The organism is Streptomyces sp. NPDC021080 (assembly GCF_044333225.1).
Lineage (GTDB): Bacteria > Actinomycetota > Actinomycetes > Streptomycetales > Streptomycetaceae > Streptomyces.
This window is the reverse complement of sequence record NZ_JBIRQM010000003.1, coordinates 164,059-179,703: the sequence shown is the minus strand read 5'-3', so window position 1 is coordinate 179,703 and position 15,645 is coordinate 164,059. Positions and strand designations below refer to the sequence as shown.

At 69.1% G+C, this 15,645-nt stretch carries 16 protein-coding genes and 2 pseudogenes; 12 read left to right on the top strand and 6 right to left on the bottom strand.

What is annotated here, in order from left to right; genetic code table 11:
* The first annotated feature begins 290 nt into the window (after positions 1-290).
* The 6 genes from ACH4S8_RS08310 (at position 291) to ACH4S8_RS08285 (ending at position 6,030) form a co-directional block, all read left to right on the top strand.
* A complete protein-coding gene (locus ACH4S8_RS08310) occupies positions 291-1,517 on the top strand; it encodes an ATP-grasp domain-containing protein (protein WP_398392351.1) in 1,227 nt (408 codons plus the stop codon).
* On the top strand, positions 1,514-2,659 hold the full coding sequence (locus ACH4S8_RS08305; protein WP_398391908.1) for an MFS transporter: 1,146 nt from the start codon (positions 1,514-1,516) through the stop codon (positions 2,657-2,659). Before ACH4S8_RS08310 ends, ACH4S8_RS08305 begins: the two co-directional genes overlap by 4 nt.
* Complete coding sequence (locus ACH4S8_RS08300; RefSeq protein WP_398391907.1) at positions 2,656-3,276, top strand: HAD family hydrolase; 621 nt, start codon at positions 2,656-2,658, stop codon at positions 3,274-3,276. Before ACH4S8_RS08305 ends, ACH4S8_RS08300 begins: the two co-directional genes overlap by 4 nt.
* Before the next feature lie 28 nt (positions 3,277-3,304).
* Positions 3,305-4,174, top strand: a complete 870-nt coding sequence (locus ACH4S8_RS08295; protein ID WP_398391906.1) for a DUF317 domain-containing protein — start codon at positions 3,305-3,307, stop codon at positions 4,172-4,174.
* A 30-nt stretch (positions 4,175-4,204) separates the two neighbouring features.
* On the top strand, positions 4,205-4,693 hold the full coding sequence (locus ACH4S8_RS08290; protein WP_398391905.1) for a hypothetical protein: 489 nt from the start codon (positions 4,205-4,207) through the stop codon (positions 4,691-4,693).
* 293 nt (positions 4,694-4,986) lie between these two features.
* Entirely contained in the window at positions 4,987-6,030 is a 1,044-nt protein-coding gene (locus ACH4S8_RS08285; protein WP_398391904.1) for a SpaA isopeptide-forming pilin-related protein, read from the top strand.
* Here the strand turns inward: ACH4S8_RS08285 and ACH4S8_RS08280 are convergent.
* The 3 genes and pseudogenes from ACH4S8_RS08280 to ACH4S8_RS08270 form a co-directional block, all read right to left on the bottom strand.
* Positions 5,975-6,301, bottom strand: a complete 327-nt coding sequence (locus ACH4S8_RS08280) for a DUF6233 domain-containing protein (protein ID WP_398391903.1) — start codon at positions 6,299-6,301, stop codon at positions 5,975-5,977. The genes ACH4S8_RS08285 and ACH4S8_RS08280 overlap by 56 nt on opposite strands.
* 5 nt (positions 6,302-6,306) lie before the next feature.
* Positions 6,307-6,437: pseudogene (locus ACH4S8_RS08275) on the bottom strand (helix-turn-helix domain-containing protein); the annotation flags it as partial.
* A gap of 154 nt (positions 6,438-6,591) precedes the next feature.
* Positions 6,592-6,933, bottom strand: coding sequence for a hypothetical protein (locus ACH4S8_RS08270; RefSeq protein ID WP_398391902.1), 342 nt, complete (start codon positions 6,931-6,933; stop codon positions 6,592-6,594).
* A 134-nt stretch (positions 6,934-7,067) separates the two neighbouring features.
* Between ACH4S8_RS08270 and ACH4S8_RS08265 the strand changes: the two genes are divergently transcribed.
* From ACH4S8_RS08265 to ACH4S8_RS08240, 6 genes are all read left to right on the top strand, one after another.
* The gene (locus ACH4S8_RS08265; protein WP_398391901.1) at positions 7,068-8,468 is read left to right on the top strand and encodes an SMI1/KNR4 family protein; all 1,401 of its coding nucleotides are present in this window, start codon (positions 7,068-7,070) and stop codon (positions 8,466-8,468) included.
* Positions 8,469-8,809: 341 nt separating this feature from the next.
* Entirely contained in the window at positions 8,810-9,391 is a 582-nt protein-coding gene (locus ACH4S8_RS08260) for a hypothetical protein (protein WP_398391900.1), read from the top strand.
* Positions 9,392-10,283: 892 nt separating this feature from the next.
* On the top strand, positions 10,284-11,525 hold the full coding sequence (locus tag ACH4S8_RS08255; protein WP_398391899.1) for a hypothetical protein: 1,242 nt from the start codon (positions 10,284-10,286) through the stop codon (positions 11,523-11,525).
* Positions 11,526-11,745: 220 nt separating this feature from the next.
* Positions 11,746-12,099, top strand: a complete 354-nt coding sequence (locus tag ACH4S8_RS08250) for a DUF317 domain-containing protein (RefSeq protein WP_398391898.1) — start codon at positions 11,746-11,748, stop codon at positions 12,097-12,099.
* 108 nt (positions 12,100-12,207) lie between these two features.
* On the top strand, positions 12,208-12,498 hold the full coding sequence (locus ACH4S8_RS08245) for a hypothetical protein (protein ID WP_398391897.1): 291 nt from the start codon (positions 12,208-12,210) through the stop codon (positions 12,496-12,498).
* 15 nt (positions 12,499-12,513) lie between these two features.
* Entirely contained in the window at positions 12,514-13,335 is an 822-nt protein-coding gene (locus ACH4S8_RS08240; RefSeq protein WP_398391896.1) for a DUF317 domain-containing protein, read from the top strand.
* A 147-nt stretch (positions 13,336-13,482) separates the two neighbouring features.
* Here ACH4S8_RS08240 and ACH4S8_RS08235 read toward each other — a convergent pair.
* The 3 genes and pseudogenes from ACH4S8_RS08235 to ACH4S8_RS08225 all read right to left on the bottom strand — a co-directional run bounded on the left by ACH4S8_RS08235 (position 13,483) and on the right by ACH4S8_RS08225 (position 15,541).
* Positions 13,483-14,170 (bottom strand): annotated as a pseudogene (locus ACH4S8_RS08235) (hypothetical protein).
* A gap of 79 nt (positions 14,171-14,249) precedes the next feature.
* On the bottom strand, positions 14,250-14,699 hold the full coding sequence (locus tag ACH4S8_RS08230) for a hypothetical protein (RefSeq protein WP_398391895.1): 450 nt from the start codon (positions 14,697-14,699) through the stop codon (positions 14,250-14,252).
* 425 nt (positions 14,700-15,124) lie between these two features.
* The gene (locus ACH4S8_RS08225; protein WP_398391894.1) at positions 15,125-15,541 is read right to left on the bottom strand and encodes a transposase family protein; all 417 of its coding nucleotides are present in this window, start codon (positions 15,539-15,541) and stop codon (positions 15,125-15,127) included.
* Positions 15,542-15,645: the final 104 nt, after the last annotated feature.

The window sequence follows — 15,645 nt, the reverse complement described above, 5'->3', positions numbered from 1 at the left end:
ACGCCCGCCGCTGTCCTCGGGACGAGCCGCGCGAGTGTCTTCGGCCAGATGAAGGCCGCCTGTCGGGCCGCCGAGCAGGCCCTCGTCAGACACGTGCAGCCTCCGAAGCTGCGTGAGCAGCCCCGGCCCACGGTCCCACCACACCACTGGCCGCGCGTCGGCTGCTCGCCGAGCAGCCGGCTTCTGCCACTGCGGTCCACCGCCTCATGCCCTCCGCATTTCCACCCTCCGTTCCAAGGAGCTTGCTCTTGTCCGACCGCCCTGTCGTCCTGGTCGTTGCCGCAGCCGACATGGAGGCCGAGGCGTACCGCGGTTACTGCCTCCAGTCCGTGGCCGCCGCCTATGACGTTGTCCTGATCACCGGCGAAGAGCCCTCGTGGGAGGTGCCGTACCTGCGGGACTGCGTGGTCGTGTCCGATCCGACCGACCAGGCGGAGCTGTCCGCCGCCGGTCGGACTCTGGCCGACCGCTACGACCTGGCCGGGGTGTTCACCTGGACCGAGTGGTACCTCGTCCCGGTCGCCCGCCTCGCACGCCAGCTCGGCCTGCCCACCACCACCCCGGAAGCCATGCAGGCGTGCCGCAACAAGGCCATGTCCCGCGCGCTGTTCGCACGGCACGGAGTACCGTCGGCTGCCTCGGTGAGCGTGCGCACCCTGGCCGAGGCCGAGGCGGCAGCCCGGCAGATCGGTTACCCGGTCGTGCTGAAGCCCGCCGCGCACGCGGCCAGTATCGGAGTGATCCGCGCCGACACCCCCGAACAGCTCACCGCCGCCTTCGCGTTCGCCGACCAGGCGGCCGGGCTCGGGCGGGAGTCCACCAGCGTGCTCGTGGAGGAGTATCTCGACGGACCCGAGGTGTCGGTCGAGTGCGTCATCTACCGCGGCGAGACCACGGTGGTCGCGCTCACCCGCAAGACAGTCAGCGATCCGCCCTTCTTCGAGGAACTGGCCCACTGCGTGGACGCCGCTGACCCACTGCTCGACGTGGTGACTCCCGTGGCACGGGCCGCGATCCATGCTCTGGGCATCACCGACGGCATCTGCCATGTCGAAATGCGACTGGTCGACGGCCGACCGCGGCTGGTCGAGGTCAACGGCCGGATCGCCGGCGACATGATCGGCCACCTCGTCCGACTCGCCACCGGCATCGACCTGCCGCGCGCCGCCGCTGACATCGCCTGCGGCCGGGCCCCCGACCTCACCCCGACCAAGTCCTCGGCCGCCGCGATCCAGCTGCTTTACCCGGATACCTCCGGCACTCTGCACCGTCTCGGCTTCGAGGGCGTCAACCCGCTCTGGCTGGACCGCGTGCACTTCCAGCACCAGGTCGGCGACCGACTGCTTCTCCCGGCCGACGGCGGCAACATGTGGACCGCGCGGATCGGCTACCTGATCACCACCGCGCCCACCGCAGACCTCGCCCAGGCCCGCGCCGAGCAAACTGCCCGCCGCATCCAGATCCACGTCGAGCCCCGCCGGGCCAGCGAGCCTGTTGCCGGAGGGCACCCCGCATGAGCCGCACCGACGTTTCCCTGCGACGCAGCCGCGCCCTGCTGACCGGCTACTTCCTCGGCCTGGGCGTGGTGATGGCTGTCTGGGGCGCCCGGATGCCGGCCGTCCAGCACGCTGCCCACCTCACGACCGCCAGCCTGTCGCTCGTCCTGCTCGCCGCCGCCCTCGGCATGGTCGCCGGACTGCAGGTCGGCGGCCGACTCGCCCGGCCCGAACGACTCCCCGCACTCCTGACCGGCGGAGCTGTCGCGCTGTCAGCAGCCCTGGCCCTGTTGGGGCAATGCCAGACACTGGCCTCGCTGCTCGCAGCGGCGCTGGCCTTCGGCGCCGCACACGGTGTCCTGGACATCGCGGCCAATACCGGAGCGGTCCGCTGCCAGAACGCCTACGGCAAGCCCATCATGTCGACCCTGCACGCCGCATACTCGATCGGCGCGCTGGGCGCCGCCGCCCTGGCTGCCGCCACCGCCGATCTGAACCACAGTGCTCTGTTCATGGCCACCGGCGTCGCGCTCACCTTGACCGCGCTGGTGGCCGGGCCCCACACCGTCGCGCTGAACGGTGCCGACCCCAAGGTCCCTGGCCTCCAAGAGGCCGGTCGGCACCGGGCAAGGGGGAGGGTATGGCTGCTGGGCGCGCTGGCAGCCGCCAGCCTGCTGGGGGAGGGGGCGGCAGCCGACTGGGCCGCCGTGCACGTACACGCCCTGCACGCCGGTACGGCCGTCGCCGCGAGTTCCTTCGCCCTCTACAGCACGGGCATGGCGATCGGCCGACTGACCGGCGACCGGCTCACGACCCGCTTCGGCGCCCCTGCCGTAGTCCGCACCGGCGCGGTGCTCGCCGCAGCCGGACTGGCTACAGGCGTCCTGGCCGACAGCGTGCCCGCGGCGCTGGCCGGCTGGGCGCTCTTCGGGCTCGGTCTGTCCGGCACCGTCCCCTCCCTGATCACCGCCGCTGGAAACCATGGACCGAGGGCCGTCGCCACGGTTTCCGTCACCGGCTACCTCGGCCTGCTCGCCGGCCCCGCCCTCATCGGCGCCCTGGCCAGCGTCACCACTCTGCCCACAGCACTGCTGCTGCCCGCCCTCCTCGCAGCCGCCCTCGCCATCCTCATCCCTCGCGCCCTGGAGAACACCGCCCCTTGACTCGTTCCACCAGCCTCGACGCCGTCATCCTCGACTACAACGGCGTCATCGGACTGCAGCCCACCCGCGCCCACTGGCGCCGACTGGCCCGCACCGCCTCTTGGCCCGAAGACGATCTCGCAGGCTTCCAGCGAGCCTTCTGGAACGCCCGCGACCTCTACGACGCCGGCCAGCTCAGCGACCTGGCGTACTGGGCCCGTGTCCTCGGCGCCCATCCCGGCTCCCGCCTGCTGCGCGAGCTCCTTGCCGCGGACACAGCCATGTGGACCGCGACCGACGAGAGCGTCCTGGCCGTCCTACGCCGAGCCCGCGCCACCCGACTGCGAATGGTGCTGCTGTCCAACGCACCCGCCCACCTCGGTACCGTGCTCGACACCCACGACTGGTGCCGCCTGATGACCCAGACGCTGTACTCAGCCCGACTTGAGATGTGCAAGCCCGACCCGGCCGCCTACCACCATGCGCTGCAGGCCACCGGGGTCCGCGATCCACAACGCGTCCTGTTCGTGGACGACCGTGCCGACAACTGCCAGGCCGCCGCCCGCCTGGGCTTGCGGACGCTGCACTACACCGGCTCCAGCGAAGCCCTCCAAGAAGCCCTGCTGCCCGCTGACTGACCCGTCCGCCCTCACCACTCAGGAACCTGTGACCTATCACGACGACCTGCGCACGATTGACGGAGACGTCTTCGTCTCTCCACGCCACCTCGCCTCCACCACCGGAATCGGCGACCCGGCCCTCGCTCCGCTCATCGACCTCGGCTGGGACCTCCATAACGACGACCTCGGCAATGCCTACGTCAACGCCCCCGATCGCAAGGTCCGCCTGGGATACCTTCCTGAGGGCGACGACGACGGGCTCTGGCGCATCAACGCCTACCGCGATCCGTTCGGGCCGCCGACCTGGGGCGTCTGTTTCAACGACCGCGTCCCCACCGAGTTTGTGACCGCGTTCACCACCGTCCTCGCCACGGCGTACGAGCAGGGGCCGGACGCCTACCTTGCCCGGCCGGTCTCCGGGACCGACGAGCACGATCCCTTCATCACCGTCGTGCCCCTGCTGAAACGGGGGTGGGAGATCGACCGCCCGCGCTGGGGCGTCTTCGCGGTCCAGGCCCCGGACGGCCTCGCCGGCCTGGAGTTCACCACCGGCGCTCTCGACCCGGAAGCCGAACTGACGACGAGGGACGCTCGCTGGCAGCTGTGGGCGGGCAAGTCCGTCAACCGGCCCCTCTGGTACGCCACGGCCAGCACCGACACCCCCGTGGCCCTGCTCACCGCTCTCACCGAGTGCGTCGCCGACCCGGCTCCGCTGCCCCGGTGGCGCGAGGGCACCTTCAGCTACATCAAGGGCATGGCCCAGCTCACCCCGATCCTTCCGCCCAGGCCGCCAGCCCCCACCCCACTCGATGTGCAGCGGGCCGCCGCATCCCACCGCCCGGCCGCGCTTCCCGCAGTCAGCGTTCCGCGCTGGAGCACCACCAGCCGACCGGCTCTACCCGGTCCACGCCGATAGGACCAGCTCGACCCCTACCGGAGACCCCTCTTGTCCCTGCAGGCCCCGGAGTTCTTCGCCGAGCTGTGCCTCCCCTTCCACGACAGCACCGTCGTGGGCAACACCTACTACGCCGCCCCGGTTCCGGGCACGCTCCTGCGGCTGCGGATCGACTTCAGCCGCACCATCTACGCGGACACCTACGGCGGGCTGCGCCTGGCCGTCGTCCACCCGGACCGCGGCGAGATCGACGTTGTGGCCATCAGCTTCGTGGACCACGGCACCTTCCACCGCCGCGACGAAGCCCACAACACCAACCCCAACACCAGCCGGTACGGCACGTTCGGGAAGTACCACCGTCCCGGCCAGCCACCGTGGGACGGCGCCGTCACCACCGGGCTGCGTGATGCCATCGAGCAGTACACCACCGTCTGGTTCCCTGACGCCTGGACCGCGTCCGCGTCGAGCCGCATGGCGGGCCGAACCCCGCACACGTCTCCCGCCGTTCCGGTTACCCGTAGCAGCGCACGCGCACGCTGAGCCGCGCCCACACCCGCCAGCCCCGGCGTTCCGCGCTTTTCCCACAGGAGTCCTGCCCCTGATGACCCACCCCTTGGAGAACCTCGACCCGGCCCAAGCTATGAGGCACCGCCTCACTGATCTCCACCGAGCCGTCCAGGACATTCCCGTCCACACCCGCCGCGCCATCTATGTCACAACCACGACAGCCAAGCAGTCACCCGGCAACACACCTGCGGCCCCGCCGCCTCCTGCCCCGGGCTCTGGCCGGCCCCGATGACCTTCCCCGCCCCTGATAAGGAGCCCCTCTTCTCGTGCATCTTCGTTTCGTCCGCCGCACCGTTCGATCCGCTGCCGTCGCCGCCGCGGTAACCAGCACCCTCACCTGGGCGCCGGCCGCGACGGCGCAGCCGTCCGAGCCGACACCTTCGGCCTCCGCCGCTCCCGCAGAAACACCGGTCCCAGACACGGGCAGCGTCGCGATCACCGCGAAGGACCCGGCCGGGGACGTGCTTCCCGGCGCCGGGTTCCTGCTGCTCGACTCCGCAGGCCAGGAGGCCGGACGAGGTAAGACCGACGAGCAGGGCAAGCTGGCCTTCCCCGACCTCGCGCCAGGCGTCTACCGACTCAAGGAGACGGCCTCCGGCAGCTCGTTCCACGAGGTTGTCGCCGACCAGGACGTCATCGTCACCCCGGGCGGGACCACACGGCTGACAATCACCGACCCGTTCAAGGCCGCTAAGGTCCTCCTGCAGGCCAAGGACGATAGGACTGGCAAGCTCCTGCCTGGCGCGACTGTGAACATCGGTACCGGCGACTCGACGCTGCTCACCCTGACCACCAGCGCCAAGGGCACGGCCTCCGGAGAACTGCCTGTGTCGAGCCGGAAGGCGCAGTTCTGGGTCAAGGAGATCAAGGCCCCAGTCGGCTACGACCTTTACAAGCCGTCCAAGTCGTTCAGCGCGGGCCCCGGCGCTCCGGTGACCGTGACCGTCACCAACGCCAAGACCGCGACTGACCCGAAGCCCGACCCCTCGGACAAGCCGACGCACAAGCCCACCGGAACCCCGTCCACCTCTGCGGACAAGCCGAGCAGCGGGGCTGGCAGGGCCAAACCCGCCTCGCCGGGCACCGGCACACCGGATGCCGACTTCTCGTCCACCGCCGCCGCGACCCCGGTCGGCGATTCCACGCCGAAGGTACCGGCGGGCTCCCTCGCCCATACCGGCGCCGGCGTCACACCATGGATTGCCGCGGGCGCCGGCCTCCTCGTTGCTGGCGGCGCCATCACTCTGGTTGTCGTCAGCCGTCGCACGGCGGACGGGTCCGAGCCCGACGACAGCGGCACGGCCAGCTAACCGAAGAGCAACCACCGTCAGCAGGTCCCCGGGACGTACTCCCGGGGGCCTGCTCGCGTCTCTCTACGCCGACCCGATGGCCAGGCTTCGGCGCCAACGGCGTGATCGCTGCTGCTATTTGTACCCCTGGCCGAGTTCGAGCGCCGGGACGAGCACGGCTGCCGCAGTCGGCGCAGGCACGCGGCCCGTCCCGCATCAGCGCGTCCAAGGCCTCTTGCGTGCCCAGTTCCGTCCCGCCGCCCGCGGCGTGACGGCACGTGGCGTCGTGCACGACCGTCCGCCCTCACGGAAGCGCCGCAACCAGGTGTGCAGGGACTGTCGTGACGTGCCGTACCGGCGTGCCACTCCGCCACCGGCGAACCGTCCAGCACCTCGACCACGGCCCGGAACGGTGCTCGACCGTCCAGTCCTCACCGACGTCCCGAGCACGATCGGCTATCTCGTCCATGCCCGTGCAACGAGCGCCACCCGTCAGGGACGTGCTCGGACCATCAAGAATCTTCCGCGACCGTCAAGCAAGTCCAGCTCCAACGGTGTCAAGGATGAGTTGGGACTGCACAGTCAGTCCCGTACTCCGGCCAGTGTGTCCCTTACCAGGGGATGGAGTTCCGACACCCACGGTCCCGTCGCCCACGGGTCGTCATCGAACTCGGGTCCGTCCGGACCCGGTTCCCGGGAAGTCGGCCACACGGCCGTCTGCTCCACCAGGTCCACCCGCCACTCAGTCCGGCGGATGGCGGTGACCAACTGCCCCAGGACGACGACCGGATCCACGCGCTTGGCGTCGACTCCGTCGAACACCGGGGGTTCCGCGTGGAGCGGGGATCCGCCGTCCGTCTTCTTCAGCGACTGCACCACCGCTGCGGCGTTCGGTGCGCGGAAGCAGTCGGTCAGATCACCCATCGCTCCTTTCTCAGTCTCCGTGTCTCGGGAGGCAGTATCCGGAGCGGCAGTGTCGGTGGCCGGTCCTAAGATCGCGTCGCACGCAGTGATCAGGAATGCTGCCGGCCAACCAACCGACTGAGCGGAGAGCGCCGTTGTCCTCGATACATGACTTCGCGACCTGGGAGCCGCTGCTGCGGCTGGTGAGGGATTCCCGCGCGGAGCAGCTTGCCGCGCCGGGTGGTTGCTTCATGGGCCAGATCAGTCTTGGCAGTTGGACCCTGCCCGCGCAACAGCCGCGCCCAGTGCCAGGACGAGCCCTGCAAGTGGCAGACATGCAGGACCAGTTCACCGCCGTGGAACGAGTCCAGGCCGCCCTCAGGGCCGACGGCGCAAGCGGCGTTTCGTACATGGTCGAGACGGCGCCGGACGGGAAGACCGTGCTTCATGTCATCAATGCGGGGCCCGCCGTGGAGCACGGCGTCAGGAGCCCTTTCGTGGGAGCCCTGCTCCTGGTCGAGGGCGCCGTTCCCGAGCCCTGGCGGCGCCTGCCCGAGGAATTCCCGGGGGCGGCACCGGCGCCGTCGGCGGACCCGGCGCTGCTGGAGCGGACCCTTCACGATCGGCTCCCCGACACCATCGGTGCCACCGAGGAGGAGATAGCCACAGCGGAGGCGCGCCTCGGTGTCACGCTGCCCGACGAGCTCAAGGCCCTCTACCGCGTCACCCGTGCGCGGTGGCAGGACTGGAGCGGTGACTACGCGGCGCAGGAACGCGTCAGCAAAGCGGTCGGCTGTGAGCTCTTCCCCCTGGACGGGCTCTACATCGCGGACGCCCGGTCCCGTCCCTGCCCTTGGCAGTTCGCCGCCCAGGACGCGGTCGTCACCGCACCGGACGCCGCCGTGCAGGGCCTCGTCGGCTCGCCCGGCTGGATCGCCTTCGGCGACAACGGCGGCGGCGACCGGCTGGCCCTCGACCTGACACCGGGTCCGGGCGGACACGCCGGGCAGGTCATCATGATCGACCATGAGCGGAGCATCGGGGCCGCACTGCGCGCCGACTCCCTTACCGACATGGTGGTCAACCACCGCGACGACTGGCGCTCGGACGATGACTGGAACCGTCCGCCGGTGGTGGCCCAGGTGAGCACCCACAGCCCGGGCGACATGGTGGCCGCCGCCCGGCCCGAGCTGGAGGTGCTCCGGGTCGGTGGTCGGAAGGGCGAGCCGGTCGGCCTCGCCCCGGTCGCCGGCCTCCCCCGCCTGCGGACGCTCACCGTTTCCCCGGGCATGCTGGCCGATCCCCTGGAGATCGCCGGGCTGACGGGTCTGGAGTACCTGAGCCTCGGCCCCGAGGAGTGGCGCGTTCTGCTCGACGCGGGCTCCGTCCCCCGGAGCCTGTCGGCCGCCGCCATCGATGTGCAGGGCGAACAGCACCCGTTGCCGGTCCTCGACCTCGCCAACGAGCTCCTCGCTCTGTGTGACTGCCCCCTGATCACCCGGACCGTCCTCGAAGGCGACCTGGACACCGATCGGACGGCCGGGGGCACCCGGTAAGCGATGGCGGAGTGGAGGAGATGTGGGCGCCGCTGCCCGCGTACAGGGTCGAGACCGGTATCGAACCGCTGGACCGGCCGGCCCGGAAATCGTAGTGCGATGTCTAGATGTCTAGCCGGGACCATCCCCGCGTGCGCGGGGAGCAGCTCCGGGCTCGCGCCGTCCGCCTGGACCATGCTCTGCTCCCCGCACGCGCGGGGATGGTCCCGTCACACGGGCCTCGCGGAGCAGGACGTGGGAGGAACTTCACTGCGGACTTCCCTGCGAAAGCTGTTGCCCAGTTTCGTCGGCGGGATTTATGCGGGGGTGCGCGCGGGTGTTCTGGGGGAAGGCACGTCGGTATGACCACCATCGTCGTAGCAGTCGTCGGCGTGCTGGGTACCGTCATGGGGGCCGCCCTCACCGCCTTTGTCGCAGCCCGTGCGGAACGACGCAGAGAAGAAGCACAGAGCAGGGTGCAGGTCAATGAACTGCGAGTTGAGCATCAGCGCTGGCGCCGTGAGCGGCGACAAGCTGCCTACCTTTCCTTCCTCGAAGCGCTGGGGGCCGCTGACCGGGACAATCAAGCCTTCTTCCGTGAACTGCGGGCCGGACGCTCACCGATGCCGCTCGACACAACGCGCATCGCTGAGATCAGGCTGAAGTTCAAGGACGCCGAGAGCGCGGCGCTCGTGGTGATCCTGGAAGGGCCCGAGACCGTCGCGGAGGCGGCACAAAACCTTGTCGATCAGTTCTCTTCTCTGGTCCAAGGGGTTCGTGAGTACGCGGAAGAAACTGCGGCGAATGACCTTGCAGGCGGGGGCGACACCGTGCATGAGACTGGCATGGAATTCATAGCGCAGCGCAAGGCGTTTCTTGGCAGAGCCAGGGACGCGCTCGACGAGTCTGTCGAACATGGCCACCGCTTCCCCGATGCTCGCTGAACGTATCTCAGGAGCCCGCCGAGCCGCTCGATAGCGGGCACGCTGCTTCGTAGTCACCAGGTTTCAGGACCAACTGCTGTCACGAAACGAACGTCGACTGTCTCGATGACGCAGCGACTGGCTTTGCTGATGTAGGTTCTCAACTTCAGTGTCAGGCGCCGACCCTGTGACCTGGATATTTCCCTTGAGTCTCACGATGTGTCGGCAGGCGGCTGTCTCAGATCGGTGTCATTTCCTCAGGCTGTCCAGCAGGCTGCAACGCGGCCCGGGGCGTCACGAACCTGCATCGGCAACCATCCGTTCCACCCACTCACACACCTTCACTGCTCGCTCGATACGGCTGACGATGTCCTTCAATGTCGAGGTTCACCTCCCCAGTAGCTCTCGCTGGAGCGCGACGATCTTCACCCTCGCCGAGGTGGAACGACCGATGAGGAGATGGGAGGGGATCGGAGAAGCGGCAGCAGGCGGGTGCTTCTGGTAGTCGGATGGGCTGATCGTTCGAGTTGAGCAACCGATCGCGTTGGTGACCGCCGGTCTGCCGACCGGCGCGGTCCAGCCGTCGCCAGCACCGCCAACGATATGGCGAGTCGACACTTCGGCTGATCAGTGCAGACCCCCACCGACTGAGACTGTGCCACGCGGTCTGAGACCCTACAGTTCCTGTTGACGTGTAGCGCAGGTTGCACGGACACGCCGTTGCACTTTGCATGATCTCGACTGTGTCGCCGCGGTCGCGAAAAGCAGGTTGCACACGAACGTCCCGAGCGTCGTCGCCGACAAGCACCTGCGGGACTACGGACGGGTTGATCAGCCCATAATTGGAGTCAGTGCCGAGCGACCCGGCGCATCGCACCTGCCCCGGGTGCACTCACCGCGATCGGAGAGCATCGTGAAGAACAGCGCGTTGTGGCGAGTGGTTGACAACCAGAGTGGTACCCAGTCCATCGTCAGCACGCCCTCCGAGGCGGTCGCGTTCGTCAACAGCCGGTTCGACACCGATGACGACGACGAGCCGTTCAGCATCACCGAGGTCGGCCCTCTCCTTCCGAAGCCGCTCGGGATCATCACCGCATGGGCCGCCAAGAAGGACGGCGAGCGAACCGACGGGCGTACTGCGCCGATCACCATCAGGCCGGTTGTGACGGACAACGCCATCGAGTGCGACGACGTCGTGCTCTGGGACGACGTGTATGTGTCATGGGACCACGACATGTACACCGTCGAGGGGCCGGACGGCTCCGAGTACAGCGAGGCTTACAGCGCAGCCGAGTTGAGCGCGATCCTCGACGAGTACGCCGACGACTACGAGTACGCGCCTGAAGGGCCCGACAGCCACAGGTGGCCGAAACCGGAAGAGTTGATCACCTACGGCGCCCAGGAGTGCGCCAAGCGGTTCGGGCACCTCGACGACGACGCCCTGCTGTGGCTCGCTGCCACCCGCATCACGCTCGCCGTGTGGCGCAACACACCCGTCGAGAACTGGCATGCCGGGAAGAGTCCGCTGCACGACGGCACAATGATGCGGATCAACACGGCAACCACCCGACTCGTGCGCTCGATGCTGTCGTTCGACCATGTCAACTGGATCGCTATCGGTCTCGCGATCGTCAACCCGTCTCGGGTTCTACCGACCGGCCAGTCCGTGCTCGAGCTCGGGCTGGCCTGCCACAACCCTGACGACCCGGCGCACGAGGATGATCCGCGAGAAGATCTCGCGGAGATGGCACAGGGCGCGATCTCATGGGGGCGAAGGTACTGCCTTCGCGAGAAGGAGTTCGGCCTGCGAACCCTGATCGAATCCTTCTGCGCGTCCGACAACGGCTGGTTCGGAGCACCGAGTTGGGGGCGCATCGTCGATCGGTTCCTTACGGCTGTCGACGACCGGGAGAATGCGCACTGGCGCATGCACCGGGACAAGCCTTGGTTCGACGAGTGGTTCACCAACCGGCCGGCCGATATTGCGGACACCACGGAATTTCGTCGGCTGCTCCTTGCCGGGCCCGACCTGCTGTCTGAGGAGGCCGCCGAATGGTGCGTGGATGGCGCCATCGGCTACGTCTGTCAGGACGACCACGCAAACGGCTGCCCGCGGTGCGGTATCCCGCTGGCAACGGAGTCCTCAAACGAGTGACGGCAGTGGCCAGCGATTCTCAATCCCGTGTCAGTTCGGCCAGTCACATGACATCGCGACTGAGAAAATGACACGGGATCTGAGAACCTACAAGCTGACAAGGGGCAGCAGTTCGCCGGGGGCAGACAGGAAAGATCGCGGAAAGACTGGCCACTGTGCGTGAGGGCATGTCAACGTAGACGACCTTGTAAGAAACCCCAGGTCAGAGAGATGATTGCCCGTGACCGCAGCGCCCGTTGGCCCCGGTTTCTCCACTACCGTCGAAGCCCTGCGGCTGCGCGAGTGGCAGCTCGGTCCCGGCCAGCCCACGCTGGTCATGGACCAGTTCTCCGCGGAGGACTTCCACCTGATCGTGGATGACCGCGCGGACGTGCACGTCAGCTCCAAGGACGGCCGGTTCTACCTCGGCTGGTTCCCGCTCGGCCGCCCCGGAACGGACGGCGAGGGATGGAAGATCGCCGTCACCGGCACGGCCAAGGTGCGCGGCTACCACCTGTCGTTCGACGTCGAGACGCCGGCGGACATCGTCGCCGCCGCAGTGGCGCGCGTGCTGGAGACCTCGCGTCGCCTATGACAGCGCGGGTACCGACAGGTAGTCCTCGCCCCGTGGGCGGTCGGCTGTCTGCCGGGCCACCGGCCTGTTCCACTGTTCCCCGTTTCCCCTCACCCCAGGAGGCTGTTCGTGACGTCCACGGAGATGACCGTCGGCGATCTCATCGACCTGCTGTCTGGCTGTGACCGGAGTGCTCCAGTCCGCCAGGCCGTGAATCCGTTCTTTCCGATGGCACACCGCTTGGCGCAGGTCGTGCAGTCCGTGGACGAGACCGGCCGGGCCGTTGTCTACCTTGCCGAAGGGCGGGACGAGGACGCGCAGCTCGGCCATCTGCTGCCCGAGGTCGCTGTCGCCCTGACGTGGCAGGGCCCCGTCCAGGCGCCTCCGCGCCGCCCCCGCCGCCGTGCTGGCGGCAACTAGACCCGCACCGAGCCCTTGGAGGCGCCCCTGTACCCCGACTTCCCGCTCGATCCGTCCGCTCCGTGCGGCGGCCAGCCCGAGTTCTGGGTCGGTCCTCGGTATCTGGCCGGTGATGATGGGCGCTTCTACGACGCCGTCGCCGACACGCTCGCCGGTCTGGGCTGGACGAGCCTGACGATCGTCCGCGGGCGGCACGTGCCGGACGAGGCGCCGGAGGACCGGCAGGTCCTGCGCAGTACCGTCCTGCACATCAGTCCCGACGCCCTGCGCTGGGCCCAGTGGAGCCTGGCGGACGAGCCGTTCCACCTGGGAGAGCTGCCGATCGCCTGGCAGATCTCCGCCCGCGCCGAGACGAGCAGCCCGCTCGCTCAGTGGTCGGCCTACTTCACCCCCGATGTCCCCGGCGAGGCCGTGTCCGACTTCCTCGTCGCGTTCGACGCTCGCGACCAGCCCGCCGTGTTGCTCGCCGGACCCGAGCTGGTCCTTGACGCCGTCGCCGCACATGGATGGTTCCGCGACATCGACCAGCCCCAGGCGGCAGCGACGGACCCGACGTTCACCTCGCACATCAGCCTCGGCGAGGTGCCGCCCCTCATCCAGGACGCCGACCCGCGCGCCCTGGCCGCCGAGGCTGGCGAGGCGGGGCTGGCCGGATGGCAGGCATGGGCCGAGCCCGCGCTCGGCGCACCGTGTCTGTGGGCGGCCTCCTTCGCCGCCAGCGTCCCGCACGACCTCGTGGCCGCCTTCGCCGCCTCCCTCAGTTCGACCGCACCGGTCCTGCGCCGGGTGCTGCCGGAGGCCACCCGGGAGCGGCTCCTGCGTGCGCCGGCCATCTAGCACCTCGCGCTGTCACCCGACGCGCTCAGCCCGGCTCCGCCTTCATGGAGGGCCGGGCTTTCCGCTTCTCGGGCCCGCACCGTACGTGTGCCGGACGCACGCTGCCCCCGACCATCCGGGTCAGGGGCAGCGTGGGTCGGGGGCCGGTCAGTTGGCTGCAGTTGCCTTGGCGAGGGCCTTGTCGAGGTGGCGGTCGACGAGGGCCGGGGGGCCGGAGACGATCAGCAGCAGACTGCCGTCGCGGATCGCGGTCTGCTTGACCACGGTGCTCCGCCCTCCGGCGGAGAACGTCAGGAGCTGGCTCCACTGCTTGTCACCGAGCTCGCGGGGCGTGGGCAGCTTCTGCGAGGCCATGTCGATCGGGGTGCCGCCCGCGACGACCTGATAGGTCGGGCAGCCAGTCATCGCGTCGAAGATGCGGTCGATGCCGTCGGACAGCTTGTTCGCGCTGTCGCTGTACAGCTCATCGGAGATCTCCGAGGAGCTGCCGCCGTACGTGAAGGCCGTCTTCGCCTTGCGGGGGAAGGTGAGCGTGCCCCCGGTCGCCGCCCAGCACGCTCAGGGCCGGGCAGCCGACGACGGTGACGTCGTCGTGCTGGGCGGGGCGCTCCGACTTTCGCAGGTAGCCACTGCCGAGGTCGCTTTCGTCGAACAGGCGCGTTTCCAGCGGGGCCGACGAGAGCGGAGCGGCCTTCAGGGCGTCGTCGGCCGGCTTCCCGGTACGGGCGGAGGGAGCGGTGTTGGGCTTGGTGCTGGTGGTGTTGGCGGTACAGGCGGGCACGGCGAGGAGGGCGGCGGTGGTGGCGAGGGCGGTGGTGGCGACGCGAACGCGCATGACGGAACTGACCCCTTGGTGCTGGGCGACGGGTGGTCAGTGCGGGCCCGCGGGCCCGGTGGGGTCGTAGGAGTGGGGGTCAGTGTCCGAGGTGGCGCAGGCAGTCCTCGAACGTGGCGTGCGTCGCGTCCGCCGGCCCGGAGTTCCGGTTGAACCAGGCGGTGTCGAGGCGGGTCTCCTGCTGCTGGTGGCCGACCCGGCAGCGCAGCCAGATCTGGTTGCGGGTGGAGAGGATGAGCCAGCCCCGGTACGCGCCGCACTCGGAGCAGGCGACCATCTCGCCGTCGAGGACGAGGGGCTGCTTCCACGGCATCATCGTTCCGTCGACCTGGTCGTGGCTGGGTATGCGCAGCTCCGGCGGAAGGAAGTCGTCCACCACGGCGGCTGGCTCGCTGCGTTCACGGTCCCGTTCGGCCCACGCCCGCTCAACCGCCGGCGGCACTTGCCCCTGCATCTTCGCCGCCATCTCGACGAACCGGCGCTGCTCCTCGCTGGGCTCCTTGGCCCGGCGCCGTATCCGGTGAAACACCCCGACGTCCTCCCTTGCCTCGTCCTGCTCGCTTCATGATCGTGTCCTACGCCCCCGGAGGCTTCAATTCACAAAGTCAACAGTGACGTTCGGGGAGGTCAGAGAGCATTTCCTCGCATCCCCATGCCGGAGATGACGAGTTGGCCACGGCACGTGTCTCCGGGCGGCAGGGGGCCTCGGTATGACCGAACTCGCCTCTTCCTCCTCGACCACCCAACTTCGCGACGCCTATTGACTCGACTTGCCACACCTGCGTCATTCCCTCCCGTCATGTGTGCGCTGGTGCCCGCGAACCACAGAGGAAGTTCCATCGTGATTCATGCAGGTCAACGGTCCTGGTGTGATGAGTCGTTGGGGTGCTCGCGCAGCTCATCACGGTGATCATTGGGGGGAGAGCATCGGTCACCGAGCCACCTGGTGGTGCATCAGCACCAGAAGGGCCGCACCAACGCGGTCGCGTGCCGCGGATGCATGCGCACCTTGGTCAGGATCCGGAAGGGGTGCTTGCCGCCGCTCGCCTTGAACCCCGTGATGACCGCCGGCTGCTCTTCGGCCCCCTCGTCCAGACCGACGAACCCCAGGTCGGCCACCGCTGCAAGCTCCAGCTCGCGCAGTCGCGTGCACAGCTTCTCGTAGCGGGCCGCCGTGATCTCGCTGCAGGCGCCGCGGCGGGCCGAGGAGATCCACAAAAGCCGCCCCTTCGCATCGGTCAGGGCGAGAAACAGCAGGCCATGCGCCTTGTGCTTCCCCGAGTAGTTCTTCCGGTTCGCCCGCCCACTGCGCCGCCGGGTGCGGATCAGCATCCCGTCCAACAAGACCACGCAGCCGCTGTCCTTGGCCACCTTGGCCAGCGCGCGGTCCAGGCGGGGGGGGGGGGGGGGGGGAACGTGGGGCCCGCAGGCCGAGCACCGTCATTACCCACCGCCGCCCGGTGGGGGCCGGGCCC